The 18,090-nt window shown below is 27.4% G+C and carries 21 protein-coding genes and 2 pseudogenes; 11 read left to right on the top strand and 12 right to left on the bottom strand.

What is annotated here, in order from left to right; all coding sequences use genetic code 11:
* Positions 1–62 precede the first annotated feature (62 nt).
* The 5 genes from mnmA (at position 63) to N5A56_RS07235 (ending at position 3,630) form a co-directional block, all read left to right on the top strand.
* Positions 63–1,250 (top strand): tRNA 2-thiouridine(34) synthase MnmA, encoded by a 1,188-nt coding sequence (gene mnmA / locus N5A56_RS07255; protein WP_265724854.1) that lies wholly within the window; start codon positions 63–65, stop codon positions 1,248–1,250.
* A gap of 16 nt (positions 1,251–1,266) precedes the next feature.
* Positions 1,267–2,061: a toxin-antitoxin system YwqK family antitoxin gene (locus N5A56_RS07250; protein ID WP_265724853.1), complete on the top strand. Its 795-nt coding sequence runs from the start codon at positions 1,267–1,269 to the stop codon at positions 2,059–2,061.
* Between the two features lie 40 nt (positions 2,062–2,101).
* Positions 2,102–3,043 (top strand): NAD(P)H-dependent flavin oxidoreductase, encoded by a 942-nt coding sequence (locus N5A56_RS07245; RefSeq protein WP_265724852.1) that lies wholly within the window; start codon positions 2,102–2,104, stop codon positions 3,041–3,043.
* 114 nt (positions 3,044–3,157) lie between these two features.
* Entirely contained in the window at positions 3,158–3,349 is a 192-nt protein-coding gene (locus N5A56_RS07240) for a cold-shock protein (protein ID WP_265724851.1), read from the top strand.
* 83 nt (positions 3,350–3,432) lie between these two features.
* A complete protein-coding gene (locus tag N5A56_RS07235; RefSeq protein WP_265724850.1) occupies positions 3,433–3,630 on the top strand; it encodes a YwbE family protein in 198 nt (65 codons plus the stop codon).
* Here N5A56_RS07235 and N5A56_RS07230 read toward each other — a convergent pair whose 3' ends face one another.
* From N5A56_RS07230 to mtaB, 4 genes and pseudogenes are all read right to left on the bottom strand, one after another.
* Complete coding sequence (locus N5A56_RS07230) at positions 3,631–4,533, bottom strand: lytic transglycosylase domain-containing protein (protein ID WP_265724849.1); 903 nt, start codon at positions 4,531–4,533, stop codon at positions 3,631–3,633.
* 49 nt (positions 4,534–4,582) lie between these two features.
* Positions 4,583–5,239 carry an alpha/beta hydrolase family protein gene (locus tag N5A56_RS07225; protein ID WP_265724848.1) on the bottom strand — a complete coding sequence of 219 codons (657 nt, stop codon included), beginning with the start codon at positions 5,237–5,239 and terminating at the stop codon, positions 4,583–4,585.
* Between the two features lie 61 nt (positions 5,240–5,300).
* Positions 5,301–5,900, bottom strand: a complete 600-nt coding sequence (locus N5A56_RS07220; RefSeq protein ID WP_265724847.1) for a DUF6438 domain-containing protein — start codon at positions 5,898–5,900, stop codon at positions 5,301–5,303.
* A gap of 131 nt (positions 5,901–6,031) precedes the next feature.
* Positions 6,032–7,347, bottom strand: a pseudogene (gene mtaB / locus N5A56_RS07215) (tRNA (N(6)-L-threonylcarbamoyladenosine(37)-C(2))-methylthiotransferase MtaB).
* 39 nt (positions 7,348–7,386) lie between these two features.
* Between mtaB and N5A56_RS07210 the strand changes: the two are divergent.
* The 3 genes from N5A56_RS07210 (at position 7,387) to N5A56_RS07200 (ending at position 8,737) form a co-directional block, all read left to right on the top strand.
* Positions 7,387–7,755, top strand: coding sequence for a GNAT family N-acetyltransferase (locus tag N5A56_RS07210; protein WP_274270298.1), 369 nt, complete (start codon positions 7,387–7,389; stop codon positions 7,753–7,755).
* Positions 7,756–7,879: 124 nt separating this feature from the next.
* Complete coding sequence (locus N5A56_RS07205) at positions 7,880–8,197, top strand: antibiotic biosynthesis monooxygenase family protein (RefSeq protein WP_265724844.1); 318 nt, start codon at positions 7,880–7,882, stop codon at positions 8,195–8,197.
* 6 nt (positions 8,198–8,203) lie between these two features.
* Positions 8,204–8,737, top strand: coding sequence for a DUF4442 domain-containing protein (locus N5A56_RS07200; RefSeq protein ID WP_265724843.1), 534 nt, complete (start codon positions 8,204–8,206; stop codon positions 8,735–8,737).
* A gap of 17 nt (positions 8,738–8,754) precedes the next feature.
* On the opposite strand, the gene N5A56_RS07195 is transcribed toward N5A56_RS07200, so the two are convergent.
* From N5A56_RS07195 to N5A56_RS07165, 7 genes are all read right to left on the bottom strand, one after another.
* On the bottom strand, positions 8,755–9,558 hold the full coding sequence (locus N5A56_RS07195) for an endonuclease/exonuclease/phosphatase family protein (RefSeq protein ID WP_265724842.1): 804 nt from the start codon (positions 9,556–9,558) through the stop codon (positions 8,755–8,757).
* Positions 9,559–9,773: 215 nt separating this feature from the next.
* Positions 9,774–10,628: a rhomboid family protein gene (locus N5A56_RS07190; protein ID WP_274270297.1), complete on the bottom strand. Its 855-nt coding sequence runs from the start codon at positions 10,626–10,628 to the stop codon at positions 9,774–9,776.
* A gap of 4 nt (positions 10,629–10,632) precedes the next feature.
* Positions 10,633–11,358: a rhomboid family intramembrane serine protease gene (locus tag N5A56_RS07185; protein WP_265724840.1), complete on the bottom strand. Its 726-nt coding sequence runs from the start codon at positions 11,356–11,358 to the stop codon at positions 10,633–10,635.
* 4 nt (positions 11,359–11,362) lie between these two features.
* Positions 11,363–13,171, bottom strand: a complete 1,809-nt coding sequence (gene mutL, locus N5A56_RS07180; RefSeq protein WP_265724839.1) for a DNA mismatch repair endonuclease MutL — start codon at positions 13,169–13,171, stop codon at positions 11,363–11,365.
* Complete coding sequence (locus N5A56_RS07175) at positions 13,171–13,446, bottom strand: riboflavin synthase subunit beta (RefSeq protein WP_265724838.1); 276 nt, start codon at positions 13,444–13,446, stop codon at positions 13,171–13,173. The genes mutL and N5A56_RS07175 overlap by 1 nt, the downstream gene beginning before the upstream one ends.
* Before the next feature lie 129 nt (positions 13,447–13,575).
* A complete protein-coding gene (ribH, locus tag N5A56_RS07170) occupies positions 13,576–14,082 on the bottom strand; it encodes a 6,7-dimethyl-8-ribityllumazine synthase (RefSeq protein WP_265724837.1) in 507 nt (168 codons plus the stop codon).
* Positions 14,083–14,151: 69 nt separating this feature from the next.
* Positions 14,152–14,916, bottom strand: a complete 765-nt coding sequence (locus tag N5A56_RS07165; protein ID WP_265724836.1) for a tetratricopeptide repeat protein — start codon at positions 14,914–14,916, stop codon at positions 14,152–14,154.
* 115 nt (positions 14,917–15,031) lie between these two features.
* On the opposite strand from N5A56_RS07165, the pseudogene recF reads away from it, so the two are divergent.
* A pseudogene (gene recF / locus N5A56_RS07160) lies at positions 15,032–16,110 on the top strand (DNA replication/repair protein RecF).
* A gap of 38 nt (positions 16,111–16,148) precedes the next feature.
* Positions 16,149–16,445 carry a DciA family protein gene (locus N5A56_RS07155; RefSeq protein ID WP_265724834.1) on the top strand — a complete coding sequence of 99 codons (297 nt, stop codon included), beginning with the start codon at positions 16,149–16,151 and terminating at the stop codon, positions 16,443–16,445.
* A gap of 61 nt (positions 16,446–16,506) precedes the next feature.
* Here N5A56_RS07155 and N5A56_RS07150 read toward each other — a convergent pair whose 3' ends face one another.
* The gene (locus N5A56_RS07150) at positions 16,507–16,926 is read right to left on the bottom strand and encodes a nucleoside-diphosphate kinase (RefSeq protein ID WP_265724833.1); all 420 of its coding nucleotides are present in this window, start codon (positions 16,924–16,926) and stop codon (positions 16,507–16,509) included.
* Between the two features lie 123 nt (positions 16,927–17,049).
* On the opposite strand from N5A56_RS07150, the gene N5A56_RS07145 reads away from it, so the two are divergent.
* Positions 17,050–18,078 (top strand): DHH family phosphoesterase, encoded by a 1,029-nt coding sequence (locus tag N5A56_RS07145; RefSeq protein WP_265724832.1) that lies wholly within the window; start codon positions 17,050–17,052, stop codon positions 18,076–18,078.
* The last annotated feature ends 12 nt before the right edge of the window (positions 18,079–18,090 follow it).

Here is an 18,090-nt window from a genome sequence, read left to right as displayed (position 1 = left end):
TCAATTTTTTCAATCAAAAAATCAGTATCAAAGTTGTAACTTTGCATCCTCAAAATTAAAAAATGAAACGAGTAGTAGTAGGTCTTTCAGGTGGTGTAGATTCTAGTGTAACTGCATATTTATTAAAAGAACAAGGGTATGAAGTTATCGGTCTTTTTATGAAAAATTGGCATGATGATTCTGTAACAATATCTAATGAATGTCCGTGGTTAGAAGATAGTAATGATGCAATGATTGTTGCAGAAAAATTAGAAATTCCATTTCAGGTTGTAGATTTAAGTGAGCAATACAAAGAACGTATAGTAGATTATATGTTTGATGAATATTCTAAAGGTAGAACTCCAAACCCAGATGTTCTTTGTAACCGAGAAATTAAGTTTGATGTTTTTATGGACATTGCCCTAAAATTAGGTGCAGATTATGTAGCAACGGGTCATTATTGTAGAAAAGGAGAAGAAATTATAGATGGTAAACCTGTTTATAAATTATTAGGAGGTTTAGATAATAATAAAGATCAATCTTATTTTTTATGTCAATTATCTCAAGAACAATTAACGAAAGCATTATTTCCTATAGGTGAATTAACAAAACCTGAAGTTAGAGAGATTGCAAAAAAAGCAGATTTAATTACAGCTGAGAAAAAAGATTCTCAGGGTTTATGTTTTATTGGTAAAGTTAGATTACCAGAGTTCTTACAACAAAAATTACAACCAAAAGAAGGTGAAATTGTAACAATTCCTTCAGATTATAAGCAGTATACAAACTCTCTTCCAAAATTCGAAAACAAAGAAGCAGAACTAAAATTCTTGTCTACGAAGTTTTATTATACAAAAGAAGATGGTAAAACTGTAGGTAAACATCAAGGAGCACATTATTTTACTAAAGGGCAACGTAAAGGCTTAAATGTTGGTGGTACAAAAGAAGCTTTATATGTTATAGAAACAGATGTTGTAGAAAATGTTATTTATACTGGAGAAGGTAAAAATCACCAAGGTTTATACAGAAAAGTTTTATTTGTTTCTAATGAAGAAATTCATTGGATACGTGAAGATTTAACGTTAAAAGTAGGAGAAACGATGCAAGTAGATGCTAGAATTAGGTATAGACAAGTATTAGAAAAGGCAACATTACATAAAGTAGAATCAGGTTTATATGTAGCTTTTGAGAATAATCAATCTGCTATACAAGAAGGGCAATTTGTTGCTTGGTATAAAAATGAAGAACTTTTAGGCTCTGGCGTAATCTCATAAATATTCTTTTATTTTAATGAAAAATATTTTTTTAATTGTATTTACTTTTTTCCTTTCATTCTCGTGTTTTTCACAGAAAGATTCTGTTGTAAATTATTTAGATAGACATTATAAGAAAGTAATAAAAGAACAAGCTACTTATATTCAAACTATTGTTAAGAAAGATTCTTTATGGCTGGCAACTGTTTATTTTGGAAATGGAAAAGTAAAATTTCAAGGAAATTTTAAAAATAAAAAATTAAAAACTAGAGTTGGAGTTTTTAAGGTATATGATGAGAGTGGAAATTTAAAATCTACTCAAAACTACAACTCTAAAGGTAAAAAAAATGGAAGATACTCTTATTTTAATACTAAAGGAGCACTTATAACTAAAGGTTATTTTTTAAATGGGAAAAAAGAAGGAGTTTGGAAATACCTAGATAATAACTTAAAGAGTAGAGCAAGAATTGTATATAAAAAAGGAAATATTTTAGATTATAATCTTTGGAATGAAGAAGGGATTACTATAAAAGAGAAATTAATAATATCTAGAAGTCCTCATTATAAAAAAGGAAATAAGAGCCTAAGAACTAGATTAAATAAAGAATTGGTAAAGGGTTTAAAAAATGAAGGTTTAAATACCAATTTTCTTTTAAAGTGTTCAATTAGTAAAGAGGGTAAAGTAGAAGATATATCAATAACTCCAAATATTGGAGATCAATACAAAGAAAAAATTATATCTTATTTTCTAAAATTTGATGGTATGCAACCAGGGATTATTGCAAATATGAAGGTTAAATTTCCTTTGGAGTTACCATTTATTTTTAACTGATTTTTTTGATTCGTATCGATTTTATTTTAAAGATAAAAAAATGACAAATAAAATAACACAACTTTTTAATATTAAATACCCAATTATACAAGGAGGAATGATTTGGGTTTCTGGTTATAAATTAGCTTCTGCAGTTTCAAATGCAGGAGGTTTAGGTTTAATTGGCGCAGGTTCTATGTACCCAGATGTTTTAAGAGAGCATATTCAAAAATGTAAAATAGCTACGGATAAACCTTTTGGGGTAAACGTGCCAATGTTATATCCAGATATTGAAAAAATTATGGATATAATTATTAAGGAAGGGGTAAAAATTGTTTTTACATCTGCTGGTAATCCTAAAACATGGACTTCATATTTAAAAGAAAAAGGAATTACAGTTGTACATGTTGTAAGTTCTGTAAAATTCGCTCTAAAAGCTGAAGCTGCTGGTGTAGATGCAGTTGTTTGTGAAGGTTTTGAAGCAGGTGGTCATAACGGGCGAGAAGAAACAACAACTTTTGCTTTAATACCAATGGTAAAAGAACAAGTTAAAATACCTGTTATATCTGCAGGAGGAATTGGAACAGGAAGAGGAATGCTTGCAGCAATGGTTTTAGGAGCAGATGGAGTTCAGATTGGAAGTAGATTTGCTGCAACTAAAGAATCTTCTGCCCACATTAATTTTAAAAACACAATTGTTGATGTAAAAGATGGCGATACGCAACTTACATTAAAAGAATTAGCACCTGTAAGATTGATTAAAAATAAGTTTTTTAATGAAGTTCAAGAGTTATATCAGAAAAATCCATCAATAGAAGATATTAAAGAATTACTTGGTAGGGCAAGAGCAAAAAAAGGAATGTTTGAAGGAGATTTAGAGAATGGTGAGTTAGAAATTGGTCAAATTGCAGGACTAATTCATGAAATAAAACCTGCTAAAACTGTTTTAAATGAAATAATTGAAGAATTTAATGATGTTAAACGATTGATTGTTAGTGTTTAATGATTTTGTTTTAAAGAAAATGAATGTTTTTGAGTCATTTTGAATTAATGGCACTATCTTTGTATTTTAATAAACGTTGTTAGGAATGAATTTAACAACACAATAATTTTTATAATGAATAAAGGTACCGTAAAATTTTTCAATGAATCTAAAGGATTTGGATTTATCACTGAAGAAGGATCAAACACAGAACATTTTGTACACGTGTCAGGATTAATTGATGAAATTCGTGAAAACGATGAAGTTGAATTTGACTTACAAGATGGAAGAAAAGGATTAAACGCAGTAAACGTAAGAGTATTATAATATATATCTATTACTAGTTAATTTTTTAAGAAAAGCCTATCAAAATAATTTGATAGGCTTTTTTTATTTTTTAAATATATAATATGAAAGATGGAAGGCAAAGAAAAAATGTAAAAATTGGTTTATTAGTTGAAGTTATTCAAAAACCACATCAAAGAACGGGAGAATTAACAGAAGGTATAATAGCCAGACTTTTAACTAAATCATCAAATCATCCTCATGGAATAAAAGTTCTTTTAGAAAGTGGAATTGTAGGTAGGGTAAAAACAATATTAGATTAACTATTTAATTGGAATTTGAATTTCGTAAATTTTTCTACTTTTATTATTCAATTTATTTTCTCTTAACCAAGGGTTATAAATTTTAAATTCCTTATAATTCATTCCGTAACCTCTTGCAAAATCTGTAATATTAGCAATTGCACTATCTACTTTAATAGTATAAGTTTTTTGTGTTTTATAAAGATCTTCTTTCTTAAAAACAAAACCATATTTTTCTGAGTTGCTAATTATTTCTTTTAAGGCTAATATTCTAAATACGTATCTCTCCGTTTCATCTGCTAATTTTGCATCATAATAATTATCAACTTTTTGAGATTTTAATCTTCTTGAAACTCCGTAGTTACCTGCATTATAAGCAGCAGCAGCTAAAGTCCAAGATCCAAAGCGATCTTTAGATTTTTTTAAATATTGAGCAGCAACTTTTGTAGCTAACTCAATATTATACCTTTCATCTACGTTACTATTAATTTCTAATCCATATTCTTTTCCAGTAGCTTTCATAAAATGCCACATTCCTGCAGCACCAACTGTAGAAGTTTCATCAGTAAAACCACTTTCTGCTAGAGCTAAATATTTAAAGTCGTCTGGTAATCCGTATTTTTTTAATAAAGGTTCTAAAATAGGGAAGTACTTATTGGTTCGTTTTATAAGTAATAACCCATTAGATTGCCAATAAGTATTTACTAATAACTCTCTGTCCATTCTTTCTCTAACATCAGCAATTTCTAATGGAACTCTTTCTCCTGCTAAATTTAAATTTTTAGGCAAGCTTAGAGCTTTTACTTTATAATTTTTATGTGTGTTTGTTTTAGGGTCTACATCTGCTTTATTTACTGCATTTATAAATAAAAGTGTAATAAAAACTACAGATAGAAAAGATAAAAAACGTAAAGATTTATTCATAGCTAATTCATTTTTTTAGGCCTTAAAAGTAAACAATAAAAAACTTTAATTAAGTTAAACTTTCGTGAATAATTTGAGATATTTTTTTAGCTTTAGTTAAAATCATTACATGAGTACCTTCTTCAATTTTGATGGGGTTTTTAATGTTTTTATAAGGGAAAACGTGATCTTCTGTACCATGAATATGTATTATATCTGTTAAAGGTTTTTCTTGAGACCAATGCAGTACATTATGGATAGACCATTTTAAATATTTTGTACCTCTAACTGATAAATATTTTTTATAAATATCAGCTCTTTTTTTAAGAGATTTTCCTAAGAAGAACTTGGCATAAGATTCAAAATTGTTTACAATTTTTGTTGGGAAAAGCTTGTATAACTTACTCATACTTGAAATTTTAAACCTAGTTGGTAGTTCGTGTTTTGTTTTTACACTAGAAATAATTATTACTTTTCTTGTTTCTATAAACTTGCTTATTTCTTGTACTATTATACCTCCAAATGATACACCAACCAGTACTGGATTTTTATGATTTATGTCTTCAGACATCCTCATTGCATAATTAGTAATAGATTCTTCTATAGCCAATGGTTTTTTCCATTCTAAATAAAACAATTCGTAATGCTCCTTAGAAAGGTCTAAATTTTCAAATATTTTTGGTCCAGCAGCTAAACCTGGCATAAAGTATATAGGGATTTTTGTCATTTATTCAATTAGTTTTTGTTCTATTAAAAGCTTTTCTAAATATTTGATGACAGATGTTAATTCATCTGGAACATTTTTTCCAAAGCTTAATTTCAATTTGTTTGTTTTTATAAGTTATAAATGTGCTTGGTAAATCCACAATAGATCTACTTTTAAAAGCATTACTATAATTTTTAAAAGAAGTTTTTTTAAATAAACAATTAAGTTTTTCTATTTGTCTTTTTGTAATTTTAAATTCTTTATTTCCTTTAACTAAAACATTTTCTATACCATTAAAAATTACTTTTCCGTCTTTTAAAAAAATAACATCATATACAGCACAAAGTCCATGACAATGAGTTTTTCTTAATTTTACAATTGTATTTTCTGTAATATATTTTATGTTTCCTAAAGCATCTTTACTATTAATTGCTACAAAAGAAAAAACATTAGATTGTTGTAATCTTTTAAGCCAGAAATCTTTATTATCTATAAGAACTTTAATATATACAACTTTTAAAACAACTGTATCTAAAATTAATTTATCCCATATTAAACCACTATTTACAATATATGATTTAGTGTCTTCTAAATTGGACACATCTTTTATAACAGCAATAAATTTTGCATATATATTTTTATTTTTAATTATTTTGGTAGTATTTTCTATAGTTTTTTTCAACTCTTTATTCTTAAAATTTTATTTAAATATAGTTTACCGCCAAAAAGATAAGGCTTAAAAAAATATTTCATTATAATAGATTTATTAAGATGAAAGCAATTTTAATGCCAAGTTCTATAAAAACAACTAGGTTAAGAAAAATTAAATCTAACTAAGCCATCTTTATCAATTTCAGTAAGAGTAATTGTATGTAAAGTGTTTATTAACTCAGGATTCCAAGGTGTTTTTACTTTTACGTAGTTTTCAGTAAATCCATTTATATAACCTTCTTTATTTTCACTTTCGAATAAAACAGTTAGTGTATTTCCTAATTGAGCTTCATAAAAAGAACGTCTTTTCTTTGCAGATAAACCACGTAACATCTTACTACGTTTAGCTCGTACTTTTTTAGGGACTACACCATCAAAATCTACAGCTTCTGTATTTGGTCTTTCAGAATACGTAAAAACGTGTAAATAGGAAATATCTAATTCGTTTAAATAATTATATGTTTCTAAAAATAATTCATCCGTTTCACCAGGGAAACCAACAATAACATCTACACCAATACAAGCATTTGGCATTACTTTTTTAATTTTAGAAACTCTATTGGTATATGTATCAGATAAATATCTACGTTTCATTTTCTTAAGTAACTCATCACTTCCAGATTGAAGAGGAATATGAAAATGAGGTACAAAAGTATTTGATTTTGAAACAAACTCAATTGTTTCATCTTTTAATAAATTTGGTTCTATAGATGAAATTCTTAAACGGTGAATTCCTTCAACTTTATCTAATTCTTTAACTAACTCTAAAAAAGTATGTTCATGTTTTTTATTACCAAATTCTCCTTTTCCATAATCACCAATATTAACACCTGTTAAAACAATTTCTTTAATTCCTTTAGAAGAAATCTCTATAGCATTATCTAAAACATTTTGTAAGGTATCACTTCTAGAAATACCTCTTGCAAGAGGTATTGTACAATATGTACATTTATAATCGCAACCATCTTGTACCTTTAAAAAAGCACGAGTTCGATCACCAATAGAATAAGAACCAACATAAAAATCTGCATCAGAAATTTCACAAGAATGCACTTCGCCAACTTCATTTTTTGTTAAATCATTAATATAGCTAGTAACATTAAATTTTTCTGTAGCTCCTAAAACCAAATCTACACCATCTACAGCTGCCAATTCTTCTGGTTTTAATTGGGCATAACACCCAACTGCAATTAAAAAAGCATCATCATTTTTTTTAAAGCATTTTTTACGATCGATTTAAAACGTTTATCAGCATTATCAGTAACAGAGCATGTATTAATAACATATACATCTGCTTTTTCTTCAAATTCTACGCGTTCAAAACCTTCACTCACAAAATTACGAGCAATAGTAGATGTTTCAGAGAAGTTTAGCTTACATCCTAAAGTATAAAAAGCCACTTTTTTATCTGCAATCATTCATGTACATTTAAGGACTGCAAATTTACAATATTATTCATGATTTTTGAAACACAAAGATTAATTGTTAGAAAGTTGATTTTAGCTGATTTACAAGCTTTTCATAACTTAGAGAGTAATCCGAATGTATTAAAGTATGCTACAGGAGAAATAAAATCTTTAGAAGAAAATGAAAAGGAATTAAATAATTTAATTGCTAAATACTTCGTTTTAAATAATGATTTTTGGATTTATGCTATAGAAAGAAAATCGGATAAAATGTTTATTGGCACTGTTGCTTTGGTAAAAGATAAATTAGAGGATGAAATTGGATACCGTTTTATTGAAGAGTTTTGGAAATTAGGTTATGCTTCAGAAATATGTGAGGCTTTAATTTTATATTGCAAACAAATAGGAATAAAAAAATAATTGGCTATGTTATAGACCAAAACATTGCTTCTTCTAAGATTTTAGAAAAGTATAATTTTAAAGTTGTAAATAGATTTATAAGTGATGATATACAATTGCCAGAAACTAAATACGAATTAATTTTATGATAGTAGAAAATTTGAAAACTCCTTATTATGCTGTAATTTTTACAACCATTGTAACAGAAAATTTAGATGGTTATAAAGAAACAGCAGAGAGGATGGAAGAATTAGCAAAACTTCAAAAAGGATATTTAGGTATTGAATCGGCTAGGAGTGAAGTTGGTATTACTGTTTCTTATTGGCAAGATTTAGAAGCCATTATAGCTTGGAAAAATAATTTAGAACATATAGAGGCTAGAAATTTAGGAAGGCAAAAATGGTATAAACAATACCAATTAAGAATTTGCAAAGTAGAAAGAGAATATGATTTTAAAAATTAAAAAATAATGTACGCAACTATTTCAAAAATATTACAAAAATTTATGAGTAAAAGCAGTATTTATAAATATGGCTTTAACTTATCTCCAATGTATAGAAGATCTACAGGTAGAATTTATGAAGTTTCAGACGATTTATTAACTGTAAAAGTAAAGTTGAAATTATCTTATAAAAATAGTAATTATGTAGGGTCTATTTTTGGAGGTAGTTTATTTTCTGCCACAGATCCAATATTTATGATTCAGTTAATGAATATCTTAGATAGTAATTATGTTGTTTGGGATAAAGCAGCAACTATAAAGTTTAAAAAGCCTGCAAGAGAAAATTGTTTTGTGAATTTTGTTTTTTCAAAAGAAGAAATAGGAAAAATTAAAATTGATGTTAAAGCTAAAAATGAAATAGATTTAATTAAGAATATAAAAATTACAAATAAAGACGAAACAATAGTTTTTGCCGAAGTTTCTAAAACAATTTATGTGGCGGATAAATCTTTTTACAAAGAAAAAAGTAAACTTAAAAAGCTAAAAATGGCTTCTATTTAACTTTTTATAATAAAAAATTACCAGTTAATTTTAGCTTGAATAGGGAAGTGGTCAGATAATTTTTTTGAATAGGACGTAAACTTGTTAATAATTGCATTTTCATCTGTTAAAATAAAATCTATTCGCATAGGAAACCAATAATTAAAAGTTTTACCAAAGCCTTTACCAGATTCAATAAAAGCATCCTTTTTGTTTTTTGATATTTGATTATAAGTCCAAGAATATGCTGTATTATTAAAATCTCCTGCAATTATTTTTTTTCCTTTCCATTTTGCCTCATGATCTAAAAAGACTTCTATTTGTTCTGCTTGTTTTGTAAAGCCTTGTTTTAATCTGGCAATTAATTTTTCTGAATTTTCTTGACCAAAATTTTCCTTATCTGTACTAAGTTGTAAAGACTGTAAGTGTAAATTATAAACTCTAATTGTGTCTTTATTTTTTAGAATATCAGCAAAAATGATATTGTTAGAAGTATTTTTTAAATTTAAAGAACCTTTATTTATAATAGGAAATTTAGAAAAAATAGCTAAACCTAGTTTTGCTTTTTCATTTTTAGTTTTAATGTATTTGTAGGGGAAAGAAAACTGTTGTTTTTCTAAAGTGTAAAATTCTTGAAATAATAAAACATCTGGAGATTTTTCAGACACAAAATTCTTTATTTTGTTTGAAACATCTTTTACTTCAAGCCATTTCCAGTGATTAAACATTCTTACATTATAGCTCATTACTTTTAAATCATCATTTAAAGATGATTTATTTTCAGTTAACTTATAAATAGGAGTTGAAAAAAACCAACCTAAAAATAAAATTATTAAAGACATTAAAAATTGTTTTTTTAGTTTTAAAATCCAATAAATAACAAATAAAATATTTATAATAACTAAAATTGGTACAAATAAACTAAGTATAGCAAATGAAGATAATGACCTTGGAGAAACAAAAGGTAGTAAATAAGAAAGTAATAATAATGTAGCTAAAATAGCGTTTAGAAAATATATTATTTTATTAGAGAGGGATAATTTTTTCAATATGAATGTTATTTTTTTCCTTGTTTAAATAAAAAATCCTTTTCCGATTTTGTTAAAGTATCATAACCAGACTTACTAATTTTATCTAAAATAGTATCTACTTGTTGCTGTGTAATATCAGTTTTTTTTACAGATTTAGTTTGCTTATTTTTAGATTTATGTACTGTTTTTAAAGGTGATTTTTTAGTTTTAAAGAAAGCTAAAACCTTACTAACAAACTCTATTTTTTTATTACTTGCTTTTGTAACATAAAGAAAACCAAATAAAGCACCTCCTAAATGCGCAAAATGTCCTCCAGCATTGTTTCCAACAAGGCTAATAATGTCTAAACCTATCCAAAAAAGAGCTATGTGCCATAGTTTTACAAAGCCTATAAATCTTAATTTTAATTGATAATTAGGCATGTATGTAGTTATACCAATTAAAATTGCAGAAATTCCAGCAGAAGCACCAACTAATAATGAGGTTTTTCCTTCAAATAAAGGGAAGTAATTCTGACTAAATAAATATAATAAACCTCCAGATATTGTACCTAGTATATAAAAACTAAGAAGCTGTTTTTGCGTAAAATATTGGATAAATAAATTTCCGATAAAATACAAAACCATCAAGTTCATAAGGATATGTAAAAAATCTGCATGTAAAAAGCCATAAGAAATTATAGACCAGGGTTTTGTGAAAAGAGTATTTATTTCATTATCTAAAGAAAACCAATCCATTAGCCAATTAATCTGACCTTCATATAAACCTTGTAATACATTAATTAGCAATGTTAATACAAATACAGCAATATTTATATAGATTAATTTTTCTACAATGTTCCCGTTTGCATATCTTGTTCTTATTTCGTTAATAAAACTCATTAGCTTATTTTAAATTGATTTTTTTCCAATACCAAGCTATAATAAAACCAATTAGTGCGCCACCAATATGAGCAAAATGAGCAATGTTACCAACTGAATATTTAGTCATACCAAAGAATAAATCCCCTAAAATCATTACAGGAATAAAGTATTTAGCAGCTATTGGAACTGGGAAAAATATTAGTGCTAATTTGGCATCTTTAAAATAAAGTCCAAACGCTACTAAAACACCATAAACAGCTCCAGAAGCTCCAACAGCAGGAGTACTATAAAGAGATGTTATCTTATTAAATTGTTCTTGTGTTATTGCAGTTATTACTCTAGCATCATTTGTACTCCCGGTTTTTAAGATAGATAAAGTTTCTGAATCTGTTAAACCTGCGTTTATAAAAAGCTCAAATATGCCATTAAATTGATAATAATTTACCAAAGAATAGATTAACCCAGCGCCAATTCCGGCAGAAAAATAGAAGAAAATAAACTTCTTTTTTCCCCACATTTGCTCTAATGGAGTTCCAAAAGCGTATAAACCATACATATTAAATAAAATATGAGAAAAACTACCATGCATAAAAATATGCGTAACATATTGCCAAAAACCAAAGTGTTCGTTTTTAGGAAAATGTAAAGCTAATATATTTGTTAAATCTAATTTTAGTAACTGCGGAGCAACAAATAAAATTATATTAATAATTATAAGATGTTTTATGGCATCTGTGAGTTTATTCATTTTTTTAACTATTAAACAGATTGTCAATTTCGTTTAAAGTCAACGTTTTAAAAGTTGCTTTTCCAAAAGGAGAAATTGTTGGTTCTTTACACGAAAATAAATTATTTACTAAACTTTCTTGTTCTTTTTCAGAAAGTTTAGTTCCTGTTTTTAAAGATAATGTTTTTGCAAAAGATTTTGCCATTACATCAAAATGACTAAAACTGGCATCTGGTACTTCTAAATTAATATCGTTTAAAAGCTCTTCTAATATAATGGTAATTTTACTTTCTGTTACAGAAACGGGTATTCCTTTTATGGTAACACTGTCTTTAGTGAATTCATCAAAAGAAAAACCAGCATTTTCTAATTCAGATTTCATTGTGTAAATCATTTCGATCTCTTGTGAAGTAAAAGAAATTTTTACAGGAAATAATAATTGTTGGCTATTGGCTTCTTTTACAGTAATACTTTCTAAAAACTCTTCATATAAAATTCGTTGATGCGCAGAAGTTTGATGTATCAATACCACACCAGACTTTATTAAACTCATTACATATTTGCGCTGAATTTGAAACGTTTTTTGTGTTTTTGTTTCTTGCTGATGATCAAATAATTCTTCTTGATTTACTTCATCTGAAACAGAGGTATATAAAGATTTCCAACTTTGAGTATTTTGTTCTCTTTTATAGGGTAATGTAACTTCCTTATTAGAAGCTTCTTTAAAAGGATTAAAATCTGGATCTACCGTAATTTTTGGAACAGATCCTTTTACTGCGCTTTTATTAAAATGATAAGGTGTATCTAAATTAGCATCTCTATTAAAATCTAAAACAGGAGCAACATTGTATTGCCCTAAACTGTGTTTTACAGTAGCTCTTAACATGGCGTATAAAGCCTTTTCGTTATCAAACTTAATTTCTGTCTTTGTAGGGTGGATGTTAATATCTATTGTACTTGCAGGTACTTTTAAGTATAAAAAGTAAGAAGGATGTGAGCCTTGTTCTAATAAACCATCAAAAGCATTTACAACAGCATGATTTAAGTATGAACTTTTAATAAAACGATCATTCACAAAAAAGAATTGTTCTCCTCGTTTTCTTTTAGAAAACTCTGGTTTAGCTATAAAACCTTGAATATTTAAAATATCTGTATGCTCGTTAATTGGAACCAGTTTTTCGTTCATTTTAGAACCAAATACAGCTACAATTCGTTGTCTTAAATTACCGTCTCGTAAATTATAAACTTCGTTATTATTGTGATGTAATAAAAAAGAAATCGTTGGGTGTGCCAATGCTACTCTTTGAAATTCATCTATAATATGTCTTGTTTCTACAGTATCAGATTTTAAAAAATTTCTTCTTGCTGGGATATTGTAAAACAAGTTTTTAACTGCAATACTTGTTCCTTTGGAAGTAGAAATAAAATCTTGAGAAACTATTTTACTTCCTTCAATCTTTATTGAAGTACCTAATTCCTCGTTTTCTTGTTTTGTTTTTAACTCTACATGTGCAATTGCTGCAATAGAAGCTAAAGCTTCGCCTCTAAAACCTTTTGTAGAAAGGTTAAATAAGTCTTCAGCTTTTTGAATTTTAGATGTAGCATGTCTTTCAAAGCTCATTCTAGCATCTGTTGCACTCATACCTTTACCATCATCAATAACTTGTATTAATGTTTTTCCGGCATCTTTTAATAATAATTTTATACTTGTAGCACCTGCATCTATAGCGTTTTCTAATAATTCTTTAACAACAGAAGCTGGTCGTTGTACGACTTCTCCTGCAGCTATTTGATTTGCTACATGATCTGGTAAAAGTTGAATGATGTCTGACATTATTTACTTAAGAATATTGATAAATCAAAATCAATAATATACAAGAAGATAAAAACAAGAATAAATATTATATATAAAATTGTTTTATTAACGCCTTTATCAGAGGTTTTTAACTCATCAATAGCGTCAGAAAATTTAGACTTTAAACCTTTGTTTTTTCCTGCTGTAGTTCTAAACTGATCTAATTTATGCTCTATTTTAAAAGGATTTCCTTCTCCTTTATAATAACGAGGCTGATAATCAAATTTTTTGTTTGTTCTTTTTAAGAATCCCATAGTTTTAGAAATGAATTGATGAATAATAATCTATAAAATCAATTATTATACCAATTTTAAGGAATTCAAATTTAAAGAATTTAATGGAATACATCAAAGATTGATGTTAAAAGAATTCTTAAATTCTTATTAAAAACCAATACTTTCTGATGTTCTGTCTAAATTTTTAATAGCAGCCATTTTAATTGCAGCAACAGCGCATTCAATACCTTTGTTACCTAATTTACCACCAGATCTATCAATAGATTGTTGTTTTGTATTATCTGTTAAAACACAAAATATTACAGGTACATCATAATTCACATTCAAATCAATAATTCCTTGAGTAACCCCTTCACAAACAAAATCGAAATGTTTAGTTTCTCCTTGTATTACATTACCAATAGCAATAATTGCGTCTAATTTTTGAGATTCAATCATTTTTTTACATCCATATACTAATTCAAAACTCCCAGGTACGTCCCAAGAAATGATGTTTTCTTTCGAAGCACCACAGTCTAAGAATGTTTCTATTGCTCCCTTTTTTAAGTTTTGAGTAATCTCAGGATTCCATTCAGAAACAACAATCCCAAATCGAAAAGTCTTCGCATTTGGGATTGTTGTTTTATCGTAATAAGATAAATTGGTTGTAGCCATTTTTTAGTTTTTAGTGATAGTTATTTAGTAGTTAGGTTTTACTAATTCCTAAAACCTGTACACTAATTCCTAATTTGCGTATTTGGCAGCGTTAATAAATTTTTCAATGTCTTTACCTTGGTCAGATTTAGAATAATTTTCTTTTATCTGAGTAAATAATTGTTCAGCTTTACTATATTTTTTTAAACTTAAGGCTGTTTGTCCTGCTTTAAATAAAAATAAAGGAGTGGTATAGTCATTAGCTTTTTTGTTGGCAGCTTTTTCGTAATAGTCTAAAGCATCTTCTTGTTGGTCAATGTCAGAAAAAGCATCACCAATAGCGCCTAAAGATACAGGAGCTAAAATTTCATCATCAGAATTAAATTTACTTAAAAATTCTATTGCTTTGTCATACTGTTTCATTTGTAAATATGAAACACCAGCGTAATAGTTAGCTAAGTTTCCAGCATCTGTTCCACTGTAAGAGTTAGCAATGTCTAAAAAACCGTATTTACCATCTGCTCCTTCTAAACCTAAATTTAAAAGAGAATCTATTCCAGATCCAGCATTTGCAGCCTCATCAAAATATTTTCTAGGAAAAGCTAATTCATTAGATGCTTCTAATTCGTTTGGTTCAGAAACATATTTGTTATACCCTAAAAAAGCTAAAAATATTACTACAACAGCCACTAATGCGGTAAATAAAGGCTTACTGTTTTTTTCTATCCATTGTTCAGATTTAGAAGCAGTTTCATCTAAAGTATTAAATACTTCAGCCGTTGTGCTTTCTAACTCTTCAACTTGTTGTTCTGCTTTTTTACCTTCTGGTTTATATTTTTTCTTGTATGTTGCCATATTTTCCTTAAAAATTAGTGGCGACAAAAATAGTTTTTTTAATTGGATTTTAAAAGCGGTTAATTCGCTAAATTTTCAATAATTTGCAATTCATTTTCAAACTTGGGTTTAATTCATGTATTTACAAAAAATTTCTTTAGTCAATTTTAAAAATATAGAATCGCAATCTTTTGATTTTCAGCAGAAAATTAATTGCTTTGTAGGTAATAATGGTGTTGGTAAAACCAATGTTTTAGATGCAATATATTATTTATCTTTTGCTAAAAGTTACTTTAATTCTATAGCTGTTCAGAATATAAAACATGGTGAATCCTTTTTTATGGTGGAGGGAGATTATGTTTTAAATGATAGAAATGAGAAAATAGTTTGTAGTTTAAAAAAAGGACAAAAAAAGTTTTAAAAAGAAATGGAAAGAGTTACGATAAATTTTCTGAGCATATAGGTCAAATACCTTTGGTAATTATATCTCCTGCAGATAGAGATTTAGTAACAGAAGGGAGTGATACTCGTAGAAAATTTATAGACGGAGTTATATCTCAACAGAACAAAAAATATTTACAAGATTTAATTTCATATAATAAAGTATTAAGTCAAAGAAATGCTTTGTTAAAATATTTTGCAGCTAATAGAACTTTTGATGCTTTAAATTTAAGTGTTTATGATGATCAACTAGCAGAATATGGAACTAGAATATTTGAGATTAGAAAGTCTTTTTTAGAAGAGTTTATTCCTATTTTTAACCAGAAGTATCAAATTATTTCTGGTGATAAAGAAAGTGTTAATTTAAAATATAAAAGTCAATTACATGATGCTTCTATAATAGATTTATTGCAGAAATCATTAGAAAAAGATAAAATTATACAATACACAACAACTGGTATACATAAAGACGATTTAAGTTTTGAAATTCAAAACTATCCAATTAAAAAATTTGGTTCTCAAGGACAGCAAAAATCCTATTTAATCGCTTTAAAATTGGCACAATTTCAATTTATAAAACAGCAATCTAAAGTTACTCCCATATTATTATTAGATGATATTTTTGATAAACTAGATGAAAGTAGAGTTTTACAAATTATTGAATTGGTAAATAAAAATGAGTTTGGTCAAATTTTTATAACAGATACACACTCAGAGAGAACAGAAAATATAGTAAAACAAAGTAATAACCCTTATCAGATTTTTAAGTTATAAACTTACTTAGTAATCCATTACAGAAAAGCTAAATATAAATGGCAAAGAGAGAAAATGATTCTTTTTCAATAGAAGACTTAATGAAAACTTTTATCAAGCAAAATAACTTGAGTAAAGGAATGCAGAAAATAAAAGTTGAAGAAACTTGGGCAAAAATGATGGGGCCAGGAGTAGCAACGCATACAACTTCTGTAAAGTTACATAACAAGACTTTAATTATTCAATTAAAATCTTCTGTTTTAAGAGAAGAATTAAGTTATGGTAAAGATAAAATAATTAAAATGATGAATGAAGAAATGGGAGATAAGTTGATAAATAAAATAATGTTAGTCTAATAAACTAAAAAACTCATAACAAATAAGTTATGAGTTTTTTATATATTTCTTTTAAGAATTCTTAAAACTGCTCTCTACCAGAAAAGTGAAAATTTCCTTCAATTTCCGCATTTTCGTCAGAATCAGAACCATGTACAGCATTTTCTCCCATAGAAGTAGCATATAATTTTCTAATAGTTCCTTCTGCAGCATCAGCTGGGTTTGTAGCACCAATTAAAGTTCTAAAATCTTCTACAGCATTATCTTTTTCTAAAATTGCAGCAACAATTGGTCCACGAGTCATAAACTCAACTAATTCACCAAAAAACGGACGCTCATTATGCACAGCATAAAAAGTTTCAGCATCAGCTTTAGTCATTTGAGTTTTCTTTAAAGCTACAATTCTAAATCCTGCAGCGTTCATTTTTTCTAATATTGCTCCAGTATGCCCGTTTTCTACTGCATCTGGTTTAAGCATTGTAAATGTTCTATTTGTTGCCATCTTTTTTTGATTTTTAAATTTTATTATTTAAACTTTATAAATTAACTTTTAAGAATAAAAGCGTTTCACAAATTCGGCGCGAAATTACATAATTTTTTTAATTAAATTGTATATTCGCCAATTATGATTTTAAAAGGATTTGAAGAATTAAAAGGTTTTTTAGAAAAACCTAAAAACATAGTTATAATTGGGCATAGAAATCCTGATGGTGATGCTATGGGTTCTACATTGGCTTTAAAGCATTATTTAGATAAAAAAGGACATGCGTGCACTGTTGTTGTACCAAATGAGTATCCAGATTTTTTACATTGGTTACCAGGTTCTGAGACTACTTATAGGTTCGATTGGCAAAATAATCAATCTCAAAAAGCTATTCGAAATTCAGATATTATATTTCTGTTAGATTTTAATGCACTACACAGAGTAGGTAATGATATGCAAAATACTTTAGAAAAATACCCTAATGATTTTGCCATGATAGATCATCATCAACAACCAGATGAAGTAAAATATATGTATTCTGATGTTACTATTTGCTCTACTTGTCAAATGGTGTATCAGTTTATAGAATTAAATAATGATTTAGATTTAATAGACGCTGATATTGCAACTTGTTTATATACAGGTATAATGACAGATACCGGTTCTTTTAGATTTAGATCTACATCGAGTACAACACATAGAATTATAGCAGATTTAATAGATAAAGGTGCTCAAAACGATAGAATTCATAATAATGTTTATGATGCTAATTCTTATAATAGACTTTTATTATTAGGACAAGCATTAAGTAATTTACAAATTCTACCAGAGTATAAAACAGCTTTTATTACTTTATCAGACAAAGAAAAAAAGCAATTTGATTTTCAAAAAGGAGACACAGAAGGGGTTGTAAATTATGCACTTTCTTTAAAAGGAATTATTTTTGCTGCTATTTTTATTGAGGACAATGATCAAGATATAATTAAAATTTCTTTTAGATCTAAAGGAGAGTTTTCTGTAAATAAGTTTTCTAGAAATCATTTTAATGGAGGAGGACATGATAATGCTGCTGGCGGAAAGTCTAATTTATCAATGGAAGAAACAATAACAAGATTTACAAGTTTATTACCAACTTATAAAACTGAATTAGAAGTGTCTTATGAGAAATAGTTGTTTGTTTTT

Origin of the sequence: Polaribacter ponticola, from assembly GCF_026191475.2 — a bacterium.
Lineage (GTDB): Bacteria > Bacteroidota > Bacteroidia > Flavobacteriales > Flavobacteriaceae > Polaribacter > Polaribacter ponticola.
The sequence above is the reverse complement of the archived record's forward strand: the minus strand, read 5'-3'. Positions and strand labels throughout refer to the sequence as shown.